We start from the raw sequence: 15,601 nt of genomic DNA, 5'->3' as shown, positions 1-15,601 counted from the left end.
AGGGGCTGTTATTCCTTATATTGTAGTGAAGTTAAGTTTATTAGAAGTCAGAGGAAATTATGAAAAGAGTTTTTATTATGATCCTTGATTCCTTCGGAATCGGCGGTGCAGAGGATGCAAAAAAATACGGGGATGAAGGTGCTAATACACTAGGTCATATTGCCGAAGCTTGTGCATTAGGTAAAGCAGATCACGGTCGCAAAGGTCCACTAAAATTACCAAACTTAGCTAAACTAGGGTTAATTGAAGCTGCATACGAATCATCGGGAAGTTATCCAAAAGGCATGAAGACTGAAGGTAACATCATTGGTGCTTATGGTTATGCTAGCGAAATTTCTTCCGGTAAAGATACCCCGTCAGGACATTGGGAAATTGCCGGTGTGCCTGTATTATTTGATTGGGGCTATTTTACTAACACCACAAATAGTTTCCCCCAAGAATTGTTAGATAAAATTGTCGCACGTGCTAAACTCCCAGGTTATTTGGGTAATTGTCACTCATCAGGTACGGTCATTCTTGATGAACTAGGTGAAAAGCACATGGCTAGCGGAAAACCAATTTTTTATACCTCAGCTGATTCAGTCTTTCAAATAGCTTGTCATGAAGAGACCTTTGGTTTAGATAGACTTTATGAAATATGCGAAATCGCACGTGATGAACTTAATAAAGGTGATTACAACATTGGGCGTGTTATAGCTCGCCCATTTATTGGTAAAAAAGCGGGTGAATTTGTTCGCACAGGTAACCGCCATGACTTAGCCGTTGAACCACCATCACCAACAATGATCAAAAAACTGGTTGATGAAAAACAGGGTACTGTAGTATCAATCGGTAAAATTGCCGATATTTATGCAGAGGTTGGCATCACTAAAAAAGTTAAAGCAACAGGCATTGAAGCATTATTTAATGCATCGTTAGAAGAGATCAAACAAGCCAAAGATAACACTATCGTGTTTACAAACTTTGTTGACTTCGATTCGTCATACGGTCATCGCCGGGATATTGCTGGTTACGCCGCAGCACTTGAATATTTTGATAGTCGACTACCTGAAATGCTAGCTTTAATTCAACCGGGAGACCTACTTATTATTAGTGCCGACCATGGTTGCGATCCAACTTGGGCAGGAACAGATCATACTCGTGAGCACATACCTGTTTTAGTGTATGGTGATAGTGTTCCAGTTGGTTCATTAGGTCATCGTAAAACCTTTGCAGACATCGGGCAAAGTGTTGCGGACTATTTTGATTTATCACCAATGGATTATGGTCAATCATTTATTAAAAAGTAACCATTTTATTTAAAGTAGGACAATTTTTTAGAAAAAGATATTCAGGAGATTTTGATGTCTACCCCACATATAAATGCTGATGATAATGCTTTTGCCGAAACAGTTTTAATGCCAGGCGATCCGCTTAGAGCAAAATTCATTGCAGAAACATTTTTAGAAAATGCAAAAGAAGTGACGAATGTCAGATCTATGCTAGGCTTTACCGGCGACTATAAAGGTAAAAAAGTTTCGGTTATGGGGCATGGAATGGGTATTCCATCATGTTCAATTTACGCAACAGAACTCATTAAGTTTTATGGTGTAAAAAATATTATCCGAATCGGTTCATGCGGTGCAATTAGCCCTAATGTGAATGTTGGTGATGTCATTGTAGGGATGGGAGCGTGTACTGATTCAAAAGTAAATCGTCAACGTTTTAAAGACAATGATTTTGCAGCCATTGCTGATTTCGATCTGACTTGTCATGCGGTTAATGCAGCAAAAAAATTAGGTGTCAATGTTAAAATTGGCAACTTATTTTCAGCAGATTTATTTTACAGCGTTGATGCTGAAATGTTTGATGTAATGGAAAAATACAACATTTTAGGTGTTGAAATGGAAGCGGCAGGTATTTACGGTGTCGCAGCTGAATATGGCGCCAAAGCCTTAGCTATTTGTACTGTATCAGATCATATTCGTAAAGGTGAAGCTATGTCGGCAGAACAACGACAGCTCGGCTTTAAAGAGATGATCACTGTTGCTTTAGAGTCGGTATTACTGAATTCAAATTAAATTAATGGCAGAATTTCTGCCATTTTTTTTGATCAATAATTTATGTAATAAACAGTGTTGGCATTGAAATAACTCAGTAACATTTCATTACTAACCTGTTTTAAGTTACCAAACTGCATAAGTTAATTGTCTGAAAGTTGAATACTTATCAGACGTAATAGTTAAAATTTGTTCATTAGTTTTAACAATAGGGTATAAAAGATCTCGCTTAATAAGGAATCGAAATGAATATCAAGGTACAACTTAAAGTCATATTTTTCTTACAATTCTTCATCTGGGGTAGTTGGCTTATTACTCTGGGTTCTTATATGATGGAGACACTAAAATTTAGTGGCACAACTGTAGGTTCAGTCTACGGCACAATGGGGATCGCTTCTCTATTTATGCCGGGCTTACTTGGTGTAGTAGCAGACAGATGGATACCGGCTAATCGCCTATTTATGCTTTGTCATTTAATTGGTGCAATTACACTATTTATTGCCGCATCAATCACATCTCCATTTATGATGGTGGCAGTCATGCTAATTCATTGCCTAGCGTTTATGCCTACAATAGCAATCTCAAACTCAATTTCGTACTCTTGTTTAGAATCAAAAAACCTTGATGTTATCAGCCAATTTCCTAGTATCCGAATCTTCGGCACCATTGGTTTTATTGTGGCAATGTGGTTAGTGAGTTTTTTAAAATTAGAACTGAGCAACATGCAACTTTATATAGCAGCAGCAAGTTCTATTTTACTTAGCCTGTATTCACTAAGTTTACCTGTTAGCGCAACAACTAAAAATGACAGTCAAGAAAAATCATTGGTCAGTTCATTAGGATTAGATGCATTTGTACTATTTAAACAACCAAGAATGGCAATATTTTTCATATTTGCTGTATTACTCGGTGGTATTTTACAAATCACCAATACGTTTGGTAACCCTTTCTTACGTTCATTTGCCGAGATTCCACAATATTCCGATAGCTTAGTGGTACAATACCCATCAGTATTACTTTCCATTTCGCAAATTTCAGAAGTTGTATTTATCCTATTTGTTCCATTTTTTATGAAACGTTTAGGTATTAAATATGTCATGTTAATCAGTATGTTGGCATGGGTATTACGCTTTGGCTTATTTGCCTATGGTGATCCTTCTCCAGTTGGTTTTGTACTATTGCTATTATCAATGATTGTTTATGGTTGTGCATTTGATTTTTATAATATTTCAGGATCAATGTATGTTGAAAAATCGGTTTCACCAGCGATTCGTAATAGTGCACAAGGTCTATTTATGATTATGACTAATGGTCTTGGTGCTTATTTAGGTTCAACTATCAGCGGCATTGTTGTTGATCATTACACGACTGCTGGCATTATTGATTGGCGTACCATTTGGCTTATTTTTGCTGGTTACTCATTAATTCTTGCTATTATCTTTTTACTGATATTTAAAAACGATACAAGTAAATTAACCACAGCTAAAACAGTAAGTTAAATTACTAAACCAACAATTAAGTTATCATTTTGTTAATGATTAATGGTAATACCTAGTAGAAATGCTAAATATTACCTTTATTCAATTAAAAAACAGCTTAATGATAACTTGATTGTGAAAATTCTATTTACACTATATTAAGGCAACAAATCAATTCGTTGCCTGTTTATGACTCATAAATGGTTAGCCACCTCACAAAATTACTAAGAAGTCACATAAAATGTATGGAAATGTTGATCCTTATCAAGGTAGAATAAAGCAAACAATGTAGATAACTTAAGATTCACGAAAATGTTTTAAAAAACTGATTAATCATGATTCCAGCGCTCAATACGCTTAGTTAACAAGATAAAGACTCGATGAATAAGCTAATAGTTCCAAAAGTAATATTACATGAACACGTAGAAGGTAGCATAACGCCTTTAATGGCTAAAACGTTAGCCGATAAAAATCATATGCCATTTTCCCCATCATTATGTTATTCATCTGGCGAATATGATAAAGATGCTTACCCTTACGGACGATACCGATATGACGAAACTGATTTTGTTCAGTTTATTCAGACTTATGATACTGTTTCCAATTTTGTAAAAACGCCCGAAGATTATTACCTGATTACCTATGATTTTTTGTATCGAAACGCCAAACAGGGATTAATTTATTGCGAACTCTTTCTTTCGCCTTATCATATCTGCGCAACAGAAAGTGAGGGTGAAATCATTTGGGATCAAGATAAATTTCATCAAACATTACAACAAATGGATAACGCCATTATTGATGTACAAAAACAATTTAATATCACGGTAAGATACCATGTTATTGGTGTAAGACATCTTGGCGCTAAACTAGTTTACGATACGTTGCGATTTATTGAAAGGAATCCTCATCCATTTATCACCGGATTTAATATTGCTGGTAATGAAAAGTCAGGGCATTTTGATGATTTTGAAAAAGCTCATCAGCTCGCATCAAAATTAAACTTAAAAAAATCTTATCACGCTGGCGAAATTGAATCGGCTGAAAGTATCATTAATGCACTTAAACATGGAGCTAGCCGCATTGGGCACGGTATTCGCGCCATTGAAGATCAAAATTTAATTCATCAATTAGTGACTCAAAACGTCACGTTAGAAATAGCACTAACCAGTAATCGTATTTTAGTCAATGAATTACAAGGTGACCTTCACAATCACCCAATACGACAACTGTACGAAAATGGCGTTCGTATAACCCTTAATACCGATGATGCCGGCATTTTTGGTACAGATATTGAGAAGGAATATCAACTTGCCCAATCAATGTTTCATTTTTCAAGATTAGAATTACTCGATATCACCCTGTGTGGTATTGATGCCGCTTTTATTGAAGATTCAATCAAAACACAATTAACTGATTATGTTTTGTCATGCTTTACACTAGCCGATAAACAGGACCTGAAACAGGCCATTGCGGGTACAAACTATCATCCTGCAATTGTTGCAAGATTTACTCAGTACCAAAAATTATTATTCAAAACAAGTTAATGGATAACAAAGCCAGAGCAATAGGAGATCTACATGAAACAATACAAAATCACATTACCCCTTTTAACTCTATTAATTTCTGGCTCACTACAAGCAGCAACAGTTGATTTAAGAATTATCGAAACAAGTGATCTTCACGGCAATATGATGAATTATGATTACTTTAAAGATCAATATATTGATACTTTTGGGTTAGTAAAAACCGCTAACTTAATTCATCAAGCAAGACAAGAAGTCAAAAATAGCGTTTTGGTTGACAATGGTGACCTTATTCAAGGTAGCCCAATGGCCGATTATGCTAAAAATAAAGGGCTCAAACACGGTGAAATCCATCCAGTATATAAAGCATTAAACACCCTTAATTACACAGTTGGTAATATCGGCAATCACGAGTTTAATTTTGGTTTAGACTTTTTACAAAAAAGCTTATCGGGTGCTAAATTTCCTTATGTTAATGCTAATGTATATGATGCAAAAACCAATAAGCCTTTTTTCAAACCCTACATTATTGTTGATACCCCAGTAATGGATACTGATGGGCATAAACATACAATCAAAATTGGTTATATCGGCTTTGTCCCACCGCAAATCATGCAATGGGACAAACTAAATTTAGAAGGTAAAGTGGTTGTAAAAGATATTACCGAAACGGCTAAACACTTTGTGCCAGAGATGAAACAGCAAGGTGCAAAGGTGATTATAGCTATTGCACATTCTGGTGTATCAGCAGACCCGTATAAAGCCTTAGCCGAAAATTCTGTTTATTATTTAAGTCAAGTCGATGGTATCAATGCTATTATGTTTGGTCATTCGCATGGTGTTTTCCCGAGTGACGATTTTAAATCCTTACCTAATACCGATATTAAAACAGGCAATATCAATCATGTTCCTGCGGTCATGCCGGGCCAATGGGGTAGCCATTTAGGCATTGTTGATTTAGTACTCGATGGCAATAAGGATCATTGGCAAGTCACTTCAGGAAAATCCGAAGCTAGACCAATTTATGACATCAAAAATAAAAAAGCACTGGTTGAGGCCGACCAAAATATTGCTAACGTATTGAAACAAGATCACCAAGCTACCCGTGAATTTGTCAGCAAACCAATTGGTAAAGTATCAACCGATATCAATAGTTATTTAGCATTGGTGGAAGATACCCCCGCTTTACAAATCATTAGTGATGCACAAATAGCTTACGTAAAACAGTTTGTTCAAGGCGATCCTGATCTGGATGGATTACCTATTTTATCAGCAATTGCACCCTTTAAAGCCGGTGGTCGAAAAAATGATCCTTCAGCTTATGTGGATGTAAAACAAGGTGATCTCACGTTTAGAAACGCAGCCGATATTTACTTGTATCCAAATATCTTATCTGCGGTAAAAATTACAGGTCAAGATGTCAAAGAGTGGCTGGAATGTTCAGCAGGAGTCTATAATCAAATTGACATACAGTCTGATAAACCGCAATACTTAATCAATTGGGAGCACTTTAGAACTTATAATTTTGATACCATTGATGGTGTGGATTATCAAATAGATGTAACACAACCCGCACGTTACGATGGCAATTGCCAATTAATCAACGCCAATGCTGAACGTATTAAAAATCTCACTTATCAGCAAAAACCAATCGATGTTAAACAGCCATTTTTAATAGCAACTAATAATTATCGGGCTTATACCGGTAATTTTCCTGGCACGGGCGGTAAAAATGTTAAATTCAATTCGCCTGACGATTTAAGAGTCATTCTTTCGGCATATATTACAAATACCACAAAAGAAAAAGGCGTGGTAAATGTTAACGCCGATAATAATTGGCAAATAGCGCCAATATCGAGTCAAACCAAATTAGATATCCGCTTTGAGTCTTCACCAAGTAACGAAGCAAAAGCGTATATTGAACACAATTCGCTTTATTCAATAAAATTTATCGATAAAGACAATTTAGGCTTTGGTGTATATCAACTAGACCTACAATCACCGGCAAAAAATCAATCCCAAATAACTAGTACAATTGAAACTAAAAAGGACTAACACCATGAAAATTGAAAAATTGATTGAACTTGCTAAAACTGCCCGTTCAAAAGCCTATGTTCCTTATTCTAAATTTCAGGTGGGTGCAGTACTTATCACCGAAGATGACGAAGCGATTTTAGGTTGTAATGTTGAAAACGCCTCTTATGGATTAGCTAACTGCGCAGAACGCACCGCCATTTTTAAGGCCGTGTCGGAAGGTAAACGAAAATTTAAAAAATTAGTGGTTATTGGTGATACAGATGGCCCTATTTCACCTTGTGGTGCTTGCCGCCAAGTGATTAGCGAATTTTGTGCTAAAGATATGCCCGTTATATTAACTAATATGCAGGGAAAAATTCAAGAAACCACAGTAGGTGAATTATTACCTTGGTCTTTTTCACCGAGTGATTTAGATTAAATCTTATTTAGTGAATAAGATTGATAATAAAATAATTTTAATAACCTAGCTATTATTAAAGTTATGTTAATTATGTCGACACTGTTCGACAAATATAAAGTGACTCACTTTATATAAATTTAAACATACTAACTTAATTTATTGATATTAAGAGAGAAATTTAATGAGATTTGTAGATATTATTGAAAAAAAGCGTGACGGTCATCCCCTTACAACCGAAGAAATCCAATTTTTTATCACCAACTATACTAATGGCACCATTCCTGACTATCAAGTTAGTGCACTATTAATGGCGATCTATTTTCAAGGAATGACATCAAAAGAGTGTGCCGATTTAACTAGCGCAATGATGCACTCAGGTGATACGGTTGATCTATCCTCGATTAAAGGTATAAAAGTCGATAAACACTCAACTGGCGGTGTGGGTGACACGACAACTTTAGTTTTAGCACCTTTAGTTGCGGCATTAGATATCCCTGTTGCCAAAATGTCAGGACGTGGCCTTGGTCACACAGGTGGAACCAATGACAAATTCGAATCCATTCCAGGATTTAAAATTGAATTAGGTAAGCAAGAATTCATTGATCAAGTTAATGAAAAAGGCGTTGCGGTAATTGGGCAATCAGGCAACCTAACACCAGCAGATAAAAAATTGTATTCACTACGCGATGTAACAGGAACAGTCGGTTCTATTCCGTTGATTGCTAGTTCCATTATGAGTAAAAAACTAGCCGCCGGCGCCGATGCCATTGTGCTTGATGTCAAAACCGGTGATGGTGCATTAATGAAAACCATGGAAGACTCTGAAAAACTAGCACACGAAATGGTGAATATTGGTAATCAGATTGGGCGTAGAACCATGGCGATTATCTCGGATATGTCACAGCCACTAGGTTTTGCTATTGGTAATGCCCTTGAAGTCAAAGAAGCCATTGATACCTTAAAAGGTCATGGTCCAGCTGATTTAACCGAACTGGTCTTAACGCTTGGTAGCCAAATGGTTGTGCTTGCTAATAAAGCTAAAACATTAGAAGAAGCACGAGAAAAACTGCAAGAGGTCATCAAAAATGGCAAAGCTATCCAAAAATTCAAAGATTTGATTGAAGCACAAGGCGGCGATAGCTCGGTTGTTGATCACCCAGAAAAACTCGCTAGCGCGCCTTATCAAATCGCCCTACCAGCATTAAAATCGGGTTATGTTTCAAGAATTATTGCAGATCAAATTGGGATTATTGCTATGCAATTAGGCGCAGGTCGTGCAACTAAAGAGGATATTATCGATCCAGCTGTAGGCATTGTATTACATAAAAAAGTAGGCGATAAAGTCACCGAAGGTGAAGCGCTACTCACTATTCATGCTAATACAGACAAGTTAGATGCCATTAAGCAAAAGCTTTATGACAATATCACTATTAGTGATAGTGCTAAGCAACCTCAGCTTATTTTTAAAGTAATAACTGAATAGGCGTTTTGCATTAGGATTTAGGAGACACCATGAAGTATTTAAAATTAAATAAAAAACTATCACTGCTGATTATTTTAGGCTTATTTTCGGTTAATGCAATTGCTGTTGTGGCAACTAAACAGCCAATTGGACCTAACTGGGAAAAAAATAAAACTTATCAATTTACTATTTTACATACCAACGATCATCATGGCCGATTTTGGCAAAATGATATTGGCGAATACGGACTTGCAGCCCAAAAAACGGTGGTGGATGAAATTCGTAAAGAAGTAGCAGATAAAGGGGGTAAATTACTGCTACTATCTGGTGGTGATATTAATACAGGTGTTCCTGAATCTGATGTACTACAAGCTAAGCCCGATTTTATTGGTATGAACGAGATTGGTTACGATGCAATGGCTGTTGGTAATCATGAATTTGATCACCCGCTAACGATTATTCGTGAACAGCAAAAACTAGCGCACTTCCCTTTTCTATCTGCCAATACTTATTTTAAAGATACTGATAACCGAGTCTTTGACGCCTATAAAATGTTTGATTTGAACGGCATTAAAATAGCCGTTTTTGGCTTAACAACTGACGATACTATCACGCTTGCTTCACCTAAGAATACCGATGGTATCGAATTTCGTAAAACATTACCCGAAGCGCAAAAAGTTATTTCTCAAATAAAGCAAACTGAACGCCCCGATATGATAATAGCCGTCACACACATGGGGCATTACGAAAATGGTGAACATGGTTCAATGGCGCCCGGCGATGTTGAATTAGCCAGAGGTTTACCAACCGGTGAATTGAATATGATTGTCGGTGGGCACTCTCAAAACCCTGTTTGCATGGCAAGCCCTAATAAACGTATTACTGAGTATGTACCCGGCACGCCTTGTGCACCAGATCAACAAAATGGTACTTGGATTGTTCAAGCTCATGAATGGGGCAAATACGTTGGTCGTGCGGATTTTATCTTTTTAAATGGCAAAATAACCTTACAAAATTACCAACTGATTCCAATCAATCTTAAAAAAGAAGTGGATAATGGTAATGATACTAAACGACTTGAATATTACACTAAAGAGATACCACAAGATAAAAAATTATTAGAAACCTTACAACCTTATCAAGAACAAGGTAAACAACAATTATTGATTAAAACAGGTGAGCTCACCGGCCGATTAGAAGGTGACCGTAGTGTAGTGAGATATCAACAAAGTAATATGGGACAACTCTTATTAAGTGCATTTATTGAAAAAACCAATGCTGATATCGGCATCATGTCTGGTGGTATGATTCGTGACTCACTCATTGAAGGCGATATTACTTATCGTGATATTTTAAAAGTTGAACCATTTGGCAATAGCGTTGTTTATTTTGAATTAACCGGCAAACAATTACTTGATTATTTGAAAGTCGCATTAAGTAAAAAACCGGGTTCAGGTGGCTTTACTCATTTAAAAAATATTAGTTTAACGCGTACTGGGGACAGTATCGATAATGTAAAAATTAAAGATGAACCCATTGATTTACAAAAAACTTATCGAATTACCACACTTGACTTTTTAGCTGCGGGTGGGGATGGCTATCCGATAACCAATACCTTACCAACTTATGTTGATACTGGATATCGAGATGCCGACGCAGTAAAACAATATTTTGAGGCACATTCGCCTATTAATGCATCCGATTATGAGCCTAAACCATTCATTACGGATAAATAAACAAGAATTGATACGATGAAAATTTTGTTGTTAAGTTTAGTAAAAAATCATTAAGCATAAAAATATTTATATTTTTAACTAGTTAGCAACAAAATTTAATATTAACCTAAGTTTGCTCTACTTAATGTAAGTATCGAGGTAATAATGGACATGACTGAATTTCAACAAAATTGTTATAACATAGTGACAGATCCCAATTTGTCGCCAAAACAAAAATCTAACTTACTCGCTTTAGCTGCCGAAAATAATTTACCTTATGTTGACTTGGATAGTGAGACTAAGCAAGCTTTAGAAGAGCGTGTAATTTGTGATATGTATGAAGGTCATGCCCCTTACAAGCCGCGATATGTATTACCTGATTATGCAAAATTTCTTAAGCAAGGATCAGACTATCTAGAACTTGAGCCGGCAAAAAGTTTTGATGATGCATTAAATATGCTGACAATTGCTTATCATCATGTTCCATCTGTCACCGGCATGCCCGTTTATTTAGGTTGTTTAGACCAAGTGCTCCTTCCTTATGTTGGTAATTTAACACAAGCCGATCTTTACCCGCGATTAAAACGTTTTTGGATTATGCTTGATCGCAATTTACCTGATGCGTTTATGCATGCCAACATTGGGCCGACCGACAATGTTATTAGTCGAACAATTTTACGCGTCGATCGCGAACTTAAACAAGTTGCCCCTAATTTAACGTTTATTTATGACGAAAGTATCACACCCGAATCTTTACTAAATACCGCCATTGAAAATATTTGCCAAACAGCCAAACCACATATTGCCAATAATATGATGATAAAAAACGATTTTGATGAAGAAGGCTATGGGGTGGTAAGCTGTTATAATTCGTTACCCGTTGCCGGAGGTGGCAGTACCCTTTCAAGAATTAATTTAAAGGAAGTGGCACTACGCAGTAAAAATATTGTCGATTTTTTGCAAAATACCTTACCTTTCTACTGTCAATTACAGCTGAATTTAATTAAAGCCCGCTCTGCATTTTTATATGAAAAATCCAATTTCTTTCAAAATAGCTTTTTGGTAAAAGAAGGGTTGATTGATGCCAATCGTTTTGCGCCTATGTTTGGGGTCTATGCCATGGCTGAAGCGGTGAATATTTTACAAGAGAAATCTCACTTAACCGGTCGCTACGGTGTCGATGAAGATGCCAATGAGCTGGCTGCCACTATTTCTAAACAACTCGCTGACTTTGTTGATAGTCATGAAATTAAGCATGCATGGCAGGGTAAAGCCATGTTACATGCACAGTCAGGCATTAGTACTGATAGAGGAGCAACACCGGGATTACGTATCCCTTATGGGCATGAACCGGATCCGGTTACCCACATTATGGCACTGTTTAAACACCATAAATATTATGCGTCTGGTATCAGCGATATTTTAACGATTGATGAGACCATTAAAACTAATCCATTAGCCTTAGTACAAATTTGTAAAGCGGCATTCAAATTTGGTTTTAGAGAATTTACCGCGAATATAAGTGGTAATGATTTAGTTCGAGTAACCGGTTATATGGTGAGATTATCGGATATCAAAAAGTATAAACAAGAAGGCTCACGGATTAATACCACATTTTTAGGTAGTGAAGCGGCCGAAGATACTGAAAACAATAGCTATCTATGCCGTACACCTCGGGTAATTAGTCATGAACAAGTCATGGGCAATCGTTAATAAACTGTTACCTTTTTCTTGTGTTGATGGACCAGGCAATCGCTTGGTCATCTTTTTGCAAGGCTGTAATTTTAGATGCTTAAATTGCCACAATCCTTACACCATATCGTTGTGTAGTAATTGTGGTAGTTGCGTCGATGCCTGCCCACATCAAGCATTAACTTTTGATAATCACAACGTCATTTGGCAAGCGTCGACTTGCCAGCAATGTGATACCTGCATAAATACCTGTAGCCATAGTTCAACGCCCATGACTTACCGTTACAGTGTTGAAGATATTTTGCAAACAATTCGAAAATACCTACCTTTTTTGACAGGAATTACCTTTAGTGGTGGTGAAGCCACGATACAACTCCCTTTCATTACAGAACTTTTTAGTGCTATTAAACAAGACCAAGATTTAAAGCACTTAACCTGTTTTATAGACAGTAATGGTTATTTGTCACAATCTGGCTGGCAAAAAGTACAACCTGTACTTGATGGTGCAATGATTGATCTGAAAGCTTGGGATAGCCAAATACATAAAAAACTAACCGGTCGAGATAATTATCGAGTAAAGCAAACTATCGCCTACCTGGCGAAAATCAACAAACTCTACGAAGTGAGATTTTTAATCATTCCTGAGCATACTGACTTACAACACAATGCCACACATCTTGCACAATTTTTAATAGATATCGATCCGAATATCAAAATTAGAATAAATGCCTTTCATAATCATGGGGTACACGGCATAGCCAAAACTTGGAAACCCGCCACGCAAGATCAAGTCGAACTTTTTGCCATGCAATTAAAAAATAATGGCTTACATAACATTACGCTCCCAAGCGTCTATTTGTAAGATTGATAAGGAGTAACATAACGATAAAATTCCTAAAATTAAAACGTCCCCAATCTGTTTCAGTCATTCTTCACGGCCCAAAAGATCGACAAAATACTCAATCGATACCACAAGCTTTACGTTATACATCGGGAGAATGGCAGAATATTGGCAGAGCTCAAATTGTTCAGATAAAGTTATTATTCGTCAGCATTGGTAAGGTAAATTCGCAACTGGATCACAGGATCTTTTACCCGCCTTATTACAATAAATTCAATGTTAAGTAACCATGAATTGAGCAATAATCAAACTTTTCATATTTTTTAAGAAAATAATCTGCATTTTATCAGTGACAATTATCAACTTAAGGTTGAATATTGTATCTGATAATTGTGATAACTTTTCTTATATAACTCAAATATGGTATTTAATGAAGGTTTACAGTGGTGTGTAAACGGCACATACGGTTGAGATCAAAATGATTGAGTTCAAACATCCTTGTTTGATACCTCTGTCCTTGTTCTGTTATTGTTTCTGATTTGGTAAAAAATGTGATTGGCTCAGATAAATAACAACAAATATAGTATTCATTATCGAAGTGAGTATTTTTAACGATATCACCTTCATCACTGTCTACTTGTTTGAATGTTGTTTTTTGAGTTTCGGATAAAGGCAAATAGAGTATATCCGAATAAAAACAACCTATATTCATCACTTGTTGGGAATAAGTGATGCTTTTCTTAATCGCATTAACCTCGGCTGAAGATAATGCTTTAACATCTTGCGTATTAAAAAAAAGATGAAATACGAATATCGTAAAAAGTAATGTAAAAAACATTTGTTTTTTTTGGGTAGTATTGGAATCAAACTTGAATATATTTTTATTAATAAAATACATTATCGATCTCTTTTTTATCATAAAAATACCTTCTCATGTCTAATATAAACTTTCTGATTTGATAAATTATAAATTTCATCAGATTAATATTTAACACATGCAGTATAGGCCACATCAGGTTCAACAATAACATTACCCTCGACTATCCCTACACTATAATATTTGTTATTACCCATTACATCTTTTACTGATGATTGTTCATTTGTGAAATAGAATTCATAATAGATTAAATTTTTCAAATTTAGCAATCCAGACATCATATCTCGACCAATAATATCTAAAGGTGCATAGAAGTAGACTTTCCCCCATTCTGGTGTTAACCCTTCACCGATTGCTCTTTTATACCCATTACCTTTTATATAATAGTTATCGTTAGTTGTGGGTATGTATGATAAAGGAGAATTGGAGATCTCAGCTCGTGTTGGCAATCTATCATTATTTTGTTGACATAATTTATTTGAGTTTGCCCAATTACCAGGGGGATTATTTAAGAAATATAACCAATGATTAATTGAAAAAGTATAATAAAATTGTGCTGAAGTGCGGTTATTTGTGACTAAAATTACAAATTCATCACCTTGATTAGGTACATTATTGGTAAATTTAAATTCACTTTTAGAATCAGCGTTTGAAGCACGAGCAGTATTCACTAAGGAATTATTAGGATTTTTGACCAAGGTATAACTATAATCCGATATTGGATTGACGGGTACAATTCTGAAACGAGCCTCTGGAAAACCATAAGTTGGAAAATGATTTCCATTTGAATCTGTTGCTGTTGCCTTGAAGCCTTGATGAAAGGCAAATTGATCACTGTTATAAGGAGGATCAACACTTATTGTATCAGCGCCATAAGGAGCATAGTTATCCCCTTCATTCCAACCATTGTTTGTAATCAATGCCAGTACGCCCGGTCTGATATAACAGATACCATCATCAGCACTGACTTCAAATGTTTTAGACACTTCTCTTGGTTTTGAGGTGTCAGGCATACCGTATTGGGTTTTAGCAATAAATGTAATGGTTACCTTCACCGATAAATTTGCATTAGTCGTCGATGAAGTGCACACATCACGACCAAGGGGTGCAGTGGAATCAGAAGCAATAATGTTATTGTTTTGGTCAAGCCATTGAGCATTAATCGATTGAATAATGAAACTATCGGTACTCGACAATTTATCACCATCCACATCATGAATATCACTGTCATTTAAACTCGAAATATCGACACCAAATGAATAAAGGCTAGGTGAAGTATTGTAAGCAACAGAAATCTTATTTGCGCTACCTGGCGAAATAACGACTGGATCGAGATCATCTAATTTAAATTTGATTTGAATTCCGTTTAACACTTTAGTTTCAGCGCTTGCAAGAATATCTGGTTGATTACCATGAATAGAGTTCACTGTTACAACACCGTTACTCGCTATTGTTGTATGATTAAAAAATAATAATATAAATAAAACTAGAATTTTTATGTTAAATCGAACAAAACACACTTTTTTTGTATAATATA

Annotated in this window: 12 protein-coding genes; 10 read left to right on the top strand and 2 right to left on the bottom strand. The window is 36.0% G+C overall.

The features are described 5' to 3' along the window. Positions 1 to 59 precede the first annotated feature (59 nt). The 10 genes from J3U63_RS09440 to J3U63_RS09395 all read left to right on the top strand — a co-directional run bounded on the left by J3U63_RS09440 (position 60) and on the right by J3U63_RS09395 (position 13,208). Positions 60 to 1,289 (top strand): phosphopentomutase, encoded by a 1,230-nt coding sequence (locus J3U63_RS09440; protein WP_267333453.1) that lies wholly within the window; start codon positions 60 to 62, stop codon positions 1,287 to 1,289. Positions 1,290 to 1,343: 54 nt separating this feature from the next. Continuing rightward, positions 1,344 to 2,060, top strand: a complete 717-nt coding sequence (gene deoD, locus J3U63_RS09435; RefSeq protein WP_267333452.1) for a purine-nucleoside phosphorylase — start codon at positions 1,344 to 1,346, stop codon at positions 2,058 to 2,060. Positions 2,061 to 2,284: 224 nt separating this feature from the next. Next, positions 2,285 to 3,538: a nucleoside permease gene (locus tag J3U63_RS09430; protein WP_267333451.1), complete on the top strand. Its 1,254-nt coding sequence runs from the start codon at positions 2,285 to 2,287 to the stop codon at positions 3,536 to 3,538. A 359-nt stretch (positions 3,539 to 3,897) separates the two neighbouring features. Then, complete coding sequence (gene add / locus J3U63_RS09425) at positions 3,898 to 5,061, top strand: adenosine deaminase (protein WP_267333450.1); 1,164 nt, start codon at positions 3,898 to 3,900, stop codon at positions 5,059 to 5,061. A gap of 33 nt (positions 5,062 to 5,094) precedes the next feature. Continuing rightward, on the top strand, positions 5,095 to 7,095 hold the full coding sequence (locus J3U63_RS09420) for a bifunctional 2',3'-cyclic-nucleotide 2'-phosphodiesterase/3'-nucleotidase (RefSeq protein ID WP_267371374.1): 2,001 nt from the start codon (positions 5,095 to 5,097) through the stop codon (positions 7,093 to 7,095). A 4-nt stretch (positions 7,096 to 7,099) separates the two neighbouring features. Continuing rightward, positions 7,100 to 7,495, top strand: a complete 396-nt coding sequence (locus J3U63_RS09415; protein ID WP_065568119.1) for a cytidine deaminase — start codon at positions 7,100 to 7,102, stop codon at positions 7,493 to 7,495. A 163-nt stretch (positions 7,496 to 7,658) separates the two neighbouring features. Next, positions 7,659 to 8,960: a pyrimidine-nucleoside phosphorylase gene (locus tag J3U63_RS09410; protein WP_267333448.1), complete on the top strand. Its 1,302-nt coding sequence runs from the start codon at positions 7,659 to 7,661 to the stop codon at positions 8,958 to 8,960. A 29-nt stretch (positions 8,961 to 8,989) separates the two neighbouring features. Further along, positions 8,990 to 10,675 carry a bifunctional UDP-sugar hydrolase/5'-nucleotidase UshA gene (ushA, locus tag J3U63_RS09405; protein ID WP_267333447.1) on the top strand — a complete coding sequence of 562 codons (1,686 nt, stop codon included), beginning with the start codon at positions 8,990 to 8,992 and terminating at the stop codon, positions 10,673 to 10,675. 144 nt (positions 10,676 to 10,819) lie between these two features. Beyond that, positions 10,820 to 12,367 carry a YjjI family glycine radical enzyme gene (locus J3U63_RS09400; protein ID WP_416379570.1) on the top strand — a complete coding sequence of 516 codons (1,548 nt, stop codon included), beginning with the start codon at positions 10,820 to 10,822 and terminating at the stop codon, positions 12,365 to 12,367. Continuing rightward, positions 12,342 to 13,208 (top strand): YjjW family glycine radical enzyme activase, encoded by an 867-nt coding sequence (locus J3U63_RS09395; RefSeq protein WP_267333445.1) that lies wholly within the window; start codon positions 12,342 to 12,344, stop codon positions 13,206 to 13,208. Before J3U63_RS09400 ends, J3U63_RS09395 begins: the two co-directional genes overlap by 26 nt. Before the next feature lie 406 nt (positions 13,209 to 13,614). On the opposite strand, the gene J3U63_RS09390 is transcribed toward J3U63_RS09395, so the two are convergent. After that, positions 13,615 to 14,106, bottom strand: coding sequence for a hypothetical protein (locus tag J3U63_RS09390; RefSeq protein WP_267333444.1), 492 nt, complete (start codon positions 14,104 to 14,106; stop codon positions 13,615 to 13,617). Between the two features lie 62 nt (positions 14,107 to 14,168). Then, positions 14,169 to 15,491 (bottom strand): hypothetical protein, encoded by a 1,323-nt coding sequence (locus tag J3U63_RS09385; protein ID WP_267346671.1) that lies wholly within the window; start codon positions 15,489 to 15,491, stop codon positions 14,169 to 14,171. Positions 15,492 to 15,601 lie beyond the last annotated feature (110 nt).

The organism is Gilliamella sp. B2838, assembly GCF_026536185.1.
Classification (GTDB): Bacteria; Pseudomonadota; Gammaproteobacteria; order Enterobacterales; family Orbaceae; genus Gilliamella.
Note: the sequence above shows the minus strand (reverse complement) of the source record. Positions and strands in the feature narration are given on the sequence as shown.

Coding starts and splice junctions, on each gene's coding strand:
- ushA (WP_267333447.1), top strand. CDS start 8,990: ATGAAGTATTTAAAATTAAATAAAAAACTATCACTGCTGATTATTTTA.
- J3U63_RS09390 (WP_267333444.1), bottom strand. CDS start 14,106: ATGATAAAAAAGAGATCGATAATGTATTTTATTAATAAAAATATATTC.
- J3U63_RS09420 (WP_267371374.1), top strand. CDS start 5,095: ATGAAACAATACAAAATCACATTACCCCTTTTAACTCTATTAATTTCT.
- J3U63_RS09400 (WP_416379570.1), top strand. CDS start 10,820: ATGGACATGACTGAATTTCAACAAAATTGTTATAACATAGTGACAGAT.
- J3U63_RS09395 (WP_267333445.1), top strand. CDS start 12,342: ATGAACAAGTCATGGGCAATCGTTAATAAACTGTTACCTTTTTCTTGT.
- J3U63_RS09410 (WP_267333448.1), top strand. CDS start 7,659: ATGAGATTTGTAGATATTATTGAAAAAAAGCGTGACGGTCATCCCCTT.
- add (WP_267333450.1), top strand. CDS start 3,898: ATGAATAAGCTAATAGTTCCAAAAGTAATATTACATGAACACGTAGAA.
- J3U63_RS09440 (WP_267333453.1), top strand. CDS start 60: ATGAAAAGAGTTTTTATTATGATCCTTGATTCCTTCGGAATCGGCGGT.
- J3U63_RS09430 (WP_267333451.1), top strand. CDS start 2,285: ATGAATATCAAGGTACAACTTAAAGTCATATTTTTCTTACAATTCTTC.
- deoD (WP_267333452.1), top strand. CDS start 1,344: ATGTCTACCCCACATATAAATGCTGATGATAATGCTTTTGCCGAAACA.
- J3U63_RS09415 (WP_065568119.1), top strand. CDS start 7,100: ATGAAAATTGAAAAATTGATTGAACTTGCTAAAACTGCCCGTTCAAAA.